Raw genomic sequence first — 10,661 nt, forward strand, 5'->3', positions numbered from 1 at the left:
AAGAGCACGAAGAGAAGGCTATGGGCTATGGGCTATTGCAACACCACAAAATGTTCCGCTAGCCAAGAGCCTGTAGCCTATAACCACTCCTTATGTTCTATGTTCTTTCGTTTAGCCTCCATCCTAAAAAAGCTCTGCGCCGCTGCATTAAATACCTGTTCGTTTAACGCAGCGGCGCAGGGTTAAATTTCCGATCCCCAATCCCCAACTCCTATGTTCTATGCTCTATGCTCTTTGTTCTTTGTTCTGGCTTTCATCCCTCATCCCTCATACTTCATCCTTTTGCTTAGGCTTCGATTGGCAAGTAGCGCGTGGCTTGGTTGGTGTTAAATGAGGCGCTTTCGCGTTCGTACAAGCCACTGACCACCGCCGAATTCATGACGCTATGCACCAGTGGTCGTACCCGATCATGCTTGATGATCAAGCGTGGGTTGGCCGTACGCAGCGCCATCGTAATGTCATAGGCCGTAAACATTTGGCCTGCGGTGATCCATGTGCCAATTTGCTCGGCAATTAATAAACTTAATTGTTGATCATCAACCGCGTGCCAATCGTCGTCGTCGTTGCTCATCGCCACAGGTTGGTTTGGGGGCGAGGCAACCCGCCGTTGACGGCTGCGGCGCGGCGTTGGTGGGCTGGTTGGAGTCGCATCATGGGGGAAAACCCGATACGCGCGATGCAACGAAACCGCCACAATCAAAACTGGCTGGGGGTTGGCTAATTGGGGCGGATTGCCACCAACCACATCATACACATTGCGCACGCCAATCACCATGCCCCGCCGTACCCGACCCATATTTTGGGTTGATGGGCTGCTGCCTGGGCCTTTTGATTGTTTGCTGACAATAATTTCAAATTCAACCCAATCACCGAGTTGCATATAAGCCTCCAAAAATTAATAAGCTAGCGATCGAAAAGCACCAAATAGCGCAAACTTTGTTGGGCTGATTGATAGACAATAAATTCATCGTATTGCAATTTGCCACCCCAAGCAGTGGTGTGCTGAGCCTTGCCCCAAACCGAATCAAAGCCCTTGGGCGCTGCCCGAAAATCGCTTTGGGCAGTTGGCGCAACGAAGGGCTTGCCCACCGCCACATCAGCCAAAAAGAGAAACAGCGGGCGATTGCGCCGGACCGAGCAATAATTGGTTGATTTGGTGGCTTTATTGGCAAAATAAATCCCGTGGCCAAACATACGGCCATTCGATGGCGTGCGTGGGCAAACCAAGCCACTGCGCAAGATGTGGCGCACATTTTGGCCCGCTGTGCCGTGGAAGAGCAATTGGGTATTGCTGCGGCCAAGCTGATTTTGCTCAAAGTTACGGCGCTCGGCTCCAATATCGAGCGTAAAAATGCTGTTGACCCACACTTTGTAGCCATGGACGCTGGTGCGATCCACGTAATCGCAAATTTGGCGATAGCGATCATCGTTTTGGGCCAGCAGATCCAGCTCAGCGCCCAAGGTTTCGTAGCGTGAAACCTGCGGATTGCGCTGTTGGGCGGTCATGGTGGCGATTGCTGCTTCTAATTGATGCAAGCGTGTTTCTTGCTCGTCGAAGTCGTTGCAAAAATTCTCGACCACAGTTTCGCGCTTGATCTTGCTGGGTAATTTGGTTGGCACAGTGTTATAAAAATGTTGAACTGTGCTGCTGAGCAAGGCCAAATTTGCTGGCGTTTGGCTTTGCTGCCATGTGCTATGTTGCAAATGGGCGAGGCTGAGCAACTTGCGGCCATGCTCAATTTGCTCAGCCGAAATTGCATCGAGGCCAACTGCCAAGTACGAAGCAATGCCCTCGCCAGCCTCATCGAAAATATAATCAATCACCTTGCGAATTGGCTCGGCCAAGGTCACAACCGGCTCTGGTGCTGCTGCCACAACGCTTGGGCGGTGTAATGCCACCTCGTGATAGCCTTTTTTGACCTTTTCGCGAATTTTGCGCTCGATCCATTCGTGGTTCGTCACTTTCTCATCCACTTGGGCGGCGGAGCCAACGCGGCCATAGGTGGCGCGAAAAAAAACATCATTCGCTGCAAGCTGCCAGATTTCAACCAGATAGTATTTGTTGTTATTGCCATCTAGGTTGGTCAGCTGGAATTTGCGGCGCTGGGTTGGTTCGCCTTGGGGAGCACCGATTGCAGTACCCACAATTGCACCTCGCATATACTCAAACCATCGTCTAACGCTCAAACCTGTGCATTGTGCCACTTGGTTTTGCTGGCCTTACTTTAGCAAGCCGCTGTGTCAAACAAAGTCACAGTTTTATGTTTGCGTCCAGCAATAAAAAAACCCTTGCTCAATTCAAGCAAGGGTTCAATGCTATTTGATTTTGGGCTGCGGTTTAGCCGCCAGCGCCGCCGCCACCGAAGATACCGCCTTCGGTCATGGCCCGAACGTCGAGCAGTGTATCGGCTTCTTCTGCGCTTAGGTAGCCTTTTTCAACCACCACTTCGCGGATGGTGCGGTTGGTGGCCATGGCTTCTTTGGCCACTTCAGCGCCTTTGAGATAGCCAATCGTTGGGTTGAGTGCCGTTACCAAAATCGCGTTCTTGGCCAGCCAGCCAGTGGCTTTTTCTTCGTTGGCTTGAATGCCCAAGACACACTTTTCGGTAAAGGCTTTAACTGCGCCGATCAGCACATCCATCATTTGGAAAATGTTATAGCCAATGATTGGCATCATCACGTTGAGTTCCAATTGGCCAGCTTGGGCGGCCAAGGTCACAGCGTGATCATTGCCCATCACATGGAAACAGGCTTGGTTAAGCATTTCGGCCAACACTGGGTTAACTTTGCCAGGCATAATCGATGAACCTGGCTGCACCGCTGGCAAGCGAATTTCATCTAGGCCAGTAGCTGGGCCAGAGGCCAACAAACGCAGGTCGTTGGCAATCCGAATCAGGCTGACACATAAGGCGCGCATTGAGCCTGAGAAATCGGCTTGGTCGCCCATGCTTTGCATACGTTCAAACAAATCGTCTGAGGTTTGCAATTCAATGCCGGTCAGGCCAATCAGTTTGGTGACCATACGCGCGTGATACTCTGGGTGCGCGTTCAAACCCGAACCGGTGGCCGTGCCGCCGATGCCAAGTTCGCGCAAGCGATCGCCAGCAGCTTGGATGCGTTTGGCATCGAGGCGTACAGCTTTGGCATAGGCATTGAATTCTTGGCCCAAGCGCACTGGTACTGCATCTTGCAAGTGGGTGCGGCCCGATTTAACCACGTGGTCGAATTCTTGGCCTTTGGCAGCCAAAACATCGGCCAAGCCCAAAACCGTGTTGACCAACTCATCTAAGCGCCACAATGCACCCAAGCGCAAGGCGGTTGGGATGGTGTCGTTGGTGCTTTGCGCCATATTAACGTGATCGTTGGGGTTGACTGGCTTTTTGGGATCGTCGATGTCGAAGCCCAAAATTTGGTTAGCCCGATTTGAGATCACTTCGTTGATATTCATGTTGTGCGATGTGCCAGCGCCAGCTTGGAATGGGTCTACCACAAAGTGATCATTCAATTTGCCAGCGATCACTTCATCTGCTGCTTGCACAATCGCTTCGGCCATTTTGGCATCTAGCAAGCCCAAATCTTGGTGGACAAGGGCGGCAGCTTTTTTGATTGTCGCCATTGACCAAATGAATGCAGGGTACTGTTTCAGGCCGCTGATTGGGAAATTCTGCACTGCTCGTTGAGTCTGTGCTCCATACAATGCCCACGCTGGCACCTGTACCTCACCGAGCGAATCTTTCTCCACACGAAACTCAGCCGACATAAAACCTCCACGTGAAAGCTCGAATCAATAGTGTGCCTATTATACGCGATGCTTTTCACAATGCTGGTCGATAGTTACCAAGCAAAAGTGGCGGGTTTGACCACGTACATGGTGGGGATCGGTTGTTGGGGGCTGGGGATTGGGTGTGAATTTTGATCCACGAAGGGCACGAAGTTCAGGCTATTGGCTCTAGGCTATTGGCTATAGAACGAAGGATTAGGTCTCACACTCTAAAATTCCGCTAGCCAAAAGCCAATAGACAATAGCCATACTCTTCTCTGCGCCTCTGCGTTAAAATAGTGATCCACGAATTGCTCGAAGGCTTGTTTTTTAGCCACAGATTGACACAGATTTGTGGGATTATGTTCTATGTTCTTTATTTTTAGCCACGAATAATTATTTTTCAATAGCCCAAAGCCCAAAGCCCTGAATCCTACTTCCTCATAATTCATCCCTCATAATTCATCATTCATCCTTCATCCTTATGCTCTATGTTCTCATTGCTTAGGTGCAACTTTTATGCTATACTGCTGCGGCCTTTCTGCTCCGTAGGCTTGCGGCCACCAAACCCAACGCCAAAACGGGGCAAACCCGAAGGAAGGAGTCTTCGAGTGGTTCCATGCGAACCCTCCCCGCACCCTTGGGTGCTTGTTGCCTTGGCAACACCTTGACTCCATGCATATAACTCAATTGGATATTGGCGGCCCCGTGCCATGAAACGGTGGCATTTAATGTTTCATGTAGGTGAAAACATCGTGCGTGCATACGAAATGATGACCGTCCTGCGCCCTGATTTGGGTGGCGAGGAAGAACTCAACACGACCATCGAGACCATCCAAAGCTACATCAAAGCCCAAGGCGGCGAAGTAGCTAGCACCGAACAAGGCGCTCCTTGGGGCCGTCGCAAATTGGCCTACCCAATCGACGACTACACCGAAGGATTTTACTTCTTGACCCACTTCACCTTGAACGCAGATCGCGTGACCGAAGTGGAACGCCACTTGAAATTGGCTCCACAAATCTTGCGCTATTTGTTGATCCGCGACGAAACCAAGCGCTAAAACCAACGGGGAGGAAACCGTGGCGAAAGATTTAAATAAAGTGATGATTATTGGTCGCTTGGGCAAAGATCCTGAAATGCGCTTTACGCCTCAAGGAACACCCGTGACCAACTTCACTGTCGCCGCTGGTCGTCAGTGGAAAGACCCCAATGGCGAGACCCGCGATGAAACCGAATGGTTTTCGGTCGTGGTCTGGAACAAATTGGCCGAGATCTGTAATCAGTATCTGACCAAAGGCAGCCGCGTCTATATCGAGGGTCGGCTGCAAACCCGCTCGTGGGACGACGATAGCGGCCAAAAGCGCTTTCGCACCGAAGTGGTTGCTAGCGATATGATCATTCTTGATCGCAGCGACCAGCAACAGGGCCAAGGCCAAGCGCGCAGCGGTGGCTACCAAGCTGGCGGCAATGCCCGCCCGCCACGCGATAACTCCGCCAATGATTATAATCGTGGCGGTAACTATGGCGGTGGCTACACCAACGAGCCAGATATCGGCGATGACGATATCCCATTCTAATTTGAAATTCACTTACTAGAACATACAAGGAGCCGTTCGCATGTCAGATCAACGCCGTAAGTCGGCAGGTCGCCGCAAATACACACCACGTCGCAAAGTGTGTGTCTTCACGGCTGAAGGTATTGTGCCAGATTACAAAGATATCAAACGCTTGCAACGCATGGTCTCCGATCGTGGCAAGATTTTGCCCCGCCGCCGCACTGGCACATGTGCTAAATATCAACGCAAATTGAATGTTGCAATCAAACGCGCCCGTCACTTAGCGCTGTTGCCATTCGTTTCAGAAAATACCCGCGGTTAATTCTGCGTCGTTGGTTAACGAAGCTCAGGCACAGTCGCGAGATCCGCGCTGTGCCTGCTTTACTTTAGATTACCCCCCATTGGAGTAGGCAAGGATTATGGCAAAGAACGATAACGTGCAGCCCGCAAAGCCCATGACCAAACGGCAACGAGCGCGCTGGGATCAAGAACGTAAGCAAAGCTCACAGGTATTGCTAATTGCCGCTGCCGCAGTTGGCTTGGCTGTGTTGTTAATTGGGATTGGCTTGGTCATCCAAAAGGTGATTGTGCCCAACAAAACTGTGGCTAGCGTCGCTGGGGTTGAAGTTAGCAACGCTGAATATCAACAATATCGCCAAATTATGCAAGCGCAGCAAGCAGTTAACTTGGCGCAGCAAATTCAGCAATATGCTCAATATCAATTGCAAGGCACCGAGCAATTTGCAACTGATGTGACCAATTATATTGCTGGCTTGAAAGATAAAAATGCCCCGCTTGATTATGCTGTGCTCAATCAGTTAATCAACGATAAGGTGCTTGAAAGCAATGCTACCGCTGAAGGTATCACCGTAAGCGACGAAGAATTGCAACAAAGTTTGGCCGCCAAGTTTGCACCCGCCAACGAAGTGATGAACCCAGTTGCCCCAGTTACCTCAACTAATGGCTTGACTGATACCGCTTCGTTGACCCCAACGCAAACGCCAACTCCAACCTTGAGCGAAGCAAGCGCTCGGGTTGACTCAGCCATTACGACCTACTTTGGCACGTTGCGCGAATTTATTGAAGAAACTTCAAGCTATGGCTTGGCTACCTTGCCATTCGATCGCGCTGCCTTCAAAGATTTTGTGTTGCATCAAGAACGCTTACAATTGCTCCGCAAAAAGCTAGGCGAAAAGTTGGTAACCGAAGATCAGGCAACCAAGGAAATTTATGCTGATGCCCAGCAAATTTTCGTAACCGCCAATATCACCGATCCAACCGACCCCTTGACGGTGACCAAGTGGGCGCAAGCCAAAACCAAAATCGATGATGTTGCTGCTCAATTGACCAGCACTGAGGTCTTTACCGATGTGCAGTTGTTGAATACTACCGATAATGCAACCGATAATCCAACCACTGGGATGCAACCACTGACCCAATATGCAGCCTTGGGCATCACCGAGCCAATTTCAACCCAAGAGGTTGGGGTCATTGGTGAGCCATATCAATCAGCTGAAGGTTGGCACATTGTGTTGGTGCATCAACGCGAATTACGCCCAAGCCAAAGCGATTTGGCAACCAAGCGTGATGAAGCGGTGACGAAGTGGGTCGAGGAGAAACGAGCTACATCGAATGTGCAGCAGTTCCCAGAACCGACCGCTACCACCATTCCTCCAACAATTGAGCCAATTCCAACCACGATTCCGCAGCCAACCACCGATCCGGCGGCGGCAACGGCAACGCCAGCAAGCGAAGCTACGCCAACGGCAACCCCTGCCAGCGCAACGACCTCAACTCCTGTCGTAACGCCAACACCATAAGCAAAAACAGGTAGAATAGTGGCGGGTCAATGCCGACCCGCCACTTGTTGTTTAAGCTGAGGAGTTCCCATGAATCGATGGTGGGCCAAACGAACTTTGCGAGTCTGGGTTGCGCTAGTGATTACGCTGCTAGTAATTGCGGCAACAATTTGGGCAACCACACAATTACTCGCCGATATCAGCGGTGCTGCAACGTCATGGCGCATCGATTTAACAACCTTTGCTTGGTTTGCAAGCGCAGTTTCGGGCTTTTTGATTAGCTTAATTATGCTCTATCGGGTTGGTAGCGCCTTAACCTTGCATTATCGGGTCGACCGCAATGCCTTAACGATTCACTGGCTTGGCAATACCGCCGTTGTGCCGATGAACTTGATTACGGCGGTTGAGCCAAGTGTCAGCGTGAAACAAAAGCCCGGCCTTTTGACCAGATTTGCCTATACAACCGGGGTTGGCCAAGCTGCTGATGACCATGTGTTGAATTTCTTCAGCACGCAGCCAGCCGCTCAAGCCCTGCTTTTGCGCACAACTGGCGGCAGCTATGTCATTACCCCAGCCCAACGCGAGAGCTTTATCCAAGAGCTTGAAAGTCGGCTCAACTTGGGGGTTGTGCAGGTTCAAAGCGAAGGTGTGGTGCGCTCAAGCCGCATCGCCTACGATTTTTGGCTGAATAACGCAGTCCGTTGGACATTAGTTGTTGGGCTGTTGCTCAATTTTGCGGTTTGGGGCTTAATTGCATGGCGCTATAACCAATTGCCTTTAGAAGTGCCAATTCGGATCGACGCAACTGGCGCGGTGAGCGGCGTTGAGGCCCGCGAGCAATTATTGGCCTTGCCACTCGTCGGCTTGTTGGCGTGGCTGATCAATGCAGGCTTTGGCGCGTTGGTCTATCGCTCTTCACGCGCTGGCGCATTTGCGCTATTGATTGGTAGCGCAGTAATTCAACTCTTTTTGGGGGTTGCTGTGTGGGTGGTGGTGCGCGGCTAGCTGCTTCAACCAGCCGCGCAGTGCAATGATTAAAGTTTGCCGCGCGAGCGCCCTTTAACTTTGCGTTTGCCCGAATCTTCCACGGCAACTGGCGCTGAGCCACGTGGTTTGTGGCTCACACTTTCCAGCAAGGCGGTGTTGTCGATCAGGGCCAAGGTTTGGCGCATTTGGGTAAGTTGATCGCGCAGTAAGGCCGCTTTTTCAAATTCTAGGTCTTTGGCAGCTTGTTTCATCTGCTTTTCCAGCTCGCTGATCAGTTTGAACAGCTCTTCTTTGGTCATGCTATCGGGATTTTCGCTGGTTTTGTATGCTGCTGATTTTTCAGCAACCTTCTTCATGCCTTGGGTCAAATCGCGCACCGCTTTGACAATCCCTTTTGGCTCAATGCCATGTTGTTGATTGTAGCGCTCTTGAATTTGGCGACGGCGGCGGGTTTCACTAATGGCATAATCCATCGCTGGCGTGACATTATCGGCGTACATCAGCACTGTGCCATCGATGTGCCGCGCTGCCCGCCCAATAATTTGTACCAACGATGATTCTGAGCGCAAAAAGCCAGCTTTATCTGCATCAAGAATTGCCACCAAGGAAACCTCGGGCAAGTCCAAGCCTTCGCGCAACAGGTTGATGCCAACCAGCACATCGTACACGCCCAAGCGCAAATCACGCAGAATATCGATCCGCTCAATCGTATCCACATCGGAGTGCAAATATTGGGTACGCACGCCCATTTCTTTGAGATAATCGGTCAGATCTTCGGCCATGCGCTTGGTCAGGGTTGTTACCAAGACCCGCGAGCCAGTATCAACCCGCTGTTTGATTTCGCCAAGCAAATCATCGATTTGGCCACGGGTGCGGCGCACTTCAACCATTGGATCAAGCAAGCCAGTTGGCCGAATAATTTGTTCAACCACTTGTTCATGATGTTGATATTCATACACGCCAGGCGTGGCTGAAACATAAATTGCTTGATGCACATGCTTGGAAAATTCATCAAACATCAATGGGCGATTGTCGAGCGCTGAGGGCAAGCGAAAGCCGAAATCGACCAAGGTTTGCTTGCGCGAACGGTCGCCATTGAACATCCCGCGAATTTGCGGCACCGAAATGTGCGATTCATCGACGACCAACAGAAAGTCATCGGGAAAGTAATCGAGCAAGGTCCACGGGGTTTGGCCTTCGCCGCGCCGATCCATATGTCGGCTGTAGTTTTCAATCCCTGAGCAATAGCCCAATTCTTCCATAATTTCCAAATCGTAGAGCGTGCGCTGTTTGAGCCGCGCAGCTTCGAGAATTTTGCCTTCGCCTTCGAGATGCGCAACTTGATGTTCTAGCTCAAGCCGAATATCATTCAAGGCTGCCTGCATTTTCTCGGCGTTGGGAATAAAGTGCTTGGCCGGAAAGACTTCGATGTGATCTTTTTGGGTTAAAATCTCGCCAGTTAATGGATCAACCTCGACCATGCGCTCAATTTCATCGCCCCACATTTCAATTCGAAAGGCGGTTTCTGCATTGGCTGGGAAGATTTCGAGTGTATCGCCACGCACGCGGAAGGTGCCACGGTGAAAATCAATATCGTTGCGCTCAAATTGCAGATCGATCAGCGTGCGCAGCACTTTATCGCGGTTACGAACCTCGCCTCGTTTGAGTTTTAATGCAACTTGGCCGTAATCGGTTGGCGAGCCAAGCCCATAGATTGCCGAAACCGAGGCGACGATAATGACATCGTTGCGGGTAAACAGTGCTTGGGTTGCTTCGTGGCGCAAACGATCAATTTCTTCGTTAATTTGCGCTTCTTTTTCAATATACAAATCCTTCGATGGCACGTAGGCTTCGGGAGTGTAGGCATCGTAGTACGAAACGAAGTAGCCGACGGCATTATCAGGAAAAAATTCTTTAAACTCTGCATACAATTGGGCGGCAAGGGTTTTGTTGTGGGCCATTACCAAGGTAGGCCGTTGAACCTGTTCGATGACCCGTGCAATTGTATGGGTTTTGCCAGTCCCTGTTGCCCCCAAGAGTGTTTGGTGGACAAGCCCGCTGTTCAAGCCATTGACTAATTGGGCGATGGCTTGTGGTTGATCGCCACGCGGTTCGTAGGGTGCATGGACTTTTAATGGTGGCATACGACCTCCTAAATCACATCATTAATTATACTGCGCTTGCTGCTATTTATGGTCGTTCTTGCGACTGATTATCGAACAATTGTGTTATTATAACGATTTTTTAGCATTGATCGAGTCGATCGGGATTGGCGTTTTTTGGCTTTGTCAATGATTTATTGCTACTTTTGATTCGCCACCCTTCCGTCCCTCCGCCGGAGGGAAACGCTGGGGGTTTTCATCCCCCAGCACCCCCTAATAGTTGTTTCGTGGATTGTTTATGGGTTGTCTATTCCCCCGATGTCCGCTAGCCAAAAGCCAAGAGCCTCACTTCCTCTGCGCTGCTGTGTTAACACTCCCTTTGCGTTCTTCGCGCTCTTCGTGGTTTCATTTTTATTAATCGCTGATTGCTTTAAATTCGTTTCGCCACCCTTCCGT

At 50.7% G+C, this 10,661-nt stretch carries 9 protein-coding genes; 5 read left to right on the forward strand and 4 right to left on the reverse strand.

The features are described 5' to 3' along the window. Positions 1-286 precede the first annotated feature (286 nt). The 3 genes from JOD20_RS23070 to JOD20_RS23080 all read right to left on the reverse strand — a co-directional run bounded on the left by JOD20_RS23070 (position 287) and on the right by JOD20_RS23080 (position 3,760). Positions 287-880: a hypothetical protein gene (locus JOD20_RS23070; protein ID WP_204757535.1), complete on the reverse strand. Its 594-nt coding sequence runs from the start codon at positions 878-880 to the stop codon at positions 287-289. A 23-nt stretch (positions 881-903) separates the two neighbouring features. Next, positions 904-2,145, reverse strand: coding sequence for a WGR domain-containing protein (locus JOD20_RS23075; RefSeq protein ID WP_204757536.1), 1,242 nt, complete (start codon positions 2,143-2,145; stop codon positions 904-906). Positions 2,146-2,338: 193 nt separating this feature from the next. Further along, positions 2,339-3,760 carry an aspartate ammonia-lyase gene (locus JOD20_RS23080; RefSeq protein WP_204757537.1) on the reverse strand — a complete coding sequence of 474 codons (1,422 nt, stop codon included), beginning with the start codon at positions 3,758-3,760 and terminating at the stop codon, positions 2,339-2,341. 755 nt (positions 3,761-4,515) lie between these two features. Here JOD20_RS23080 and rpsF point away from each other — a divergent pair. The 5 genes from rpsF (at position 4,516) to JOD20_RS23105 (ending at position 8,121) form a co-directional block, all read left to right on the forward strand. Then, entirely contained in the window at positions 4,516-4,821 is a 306-nt protein-coding gene (gene rpsF, locus JOD20_RS23085; protein ID WP_164689323.1) for a 30S ribosomal protein S6, read from the forward strand. 19 nt (positions 4,822-4,840) lie between these two features. After that, the gene (locus JOD20_RS23090; RefSeq protein ID WP_204757538.1) at positions 4,841-5,338 is read left to right on the forward strand and encodes a single-stranded DNA-binding protein; all 498 of its coding nucleotides are present in this window, start codon (positions 4,841-4,843) and stop codon (positions 5,336-5,338) included. 40 nt (positions 5,339-5,378) lie between these two features. Then, positions 5,379-5,639: a 30S ribosomal protein S18 gene (gene rpsR / locus JOD20_RS23095; RefSeq protein ID WP_012192483.1), complete on the forward strand. Its 261-nt coding sequence runs from the start codon at positions 5,379-5,381 to the stop codon at positions 5,637-5,639. 97 nt (positions 5,640-5,736) lie between these two features. After that, positions 5,737-7,137, forward strand: a complete 1,401-nt coding sequence (locus JOD20_RS23100) for a SurA N-terminal domain-containing protein (protein ID WP_204757539.1) — start codon at positions 5,737-5,739, stop codon at positions 7,135-7,137. Between the two features lie 69 nt (positions 7,138-7,206). Continuing rightward, positions 7,207-8,121, forward strand: coding sequence for a PH domain-containing protein (locus JOD20_RS23105; RefSeq protein ID WP_204757540.1), 915 nt, complete (start codon positions 7,207-7,209; stop codon positions 8,119-8,121). Between the two features lie 29 nt (positions 8,122-8,150). On the opposite strand, the gene uvrB is transcribed toward JOD20_RS23105, so the two are convergent. After that, positions 8,151-10,247, reverse strand: coding sequence for an excinuclease ABC subunit UvrB (gene uvrB, locus JOD20_RS23110; RefSeq protein ID WP_204757541.1), 2,097 nt, complete (start codon positions 10,245-10,247; stop codon positions 8,151-8,153). Between the last annotated feature and the right edge of the window lie 414 nt (positions 10,248-10,661).

The organism is Herpetosiphon giganteus, from assembly GCF_016907925.1.
GTDB classification, from domain to species: Bacteria; Chloroflexota; Chloroflexia; order Chloroflexales; family Herpetosiphonaceae; genus Herpetosiphon; species Herpetosiphon giganteus.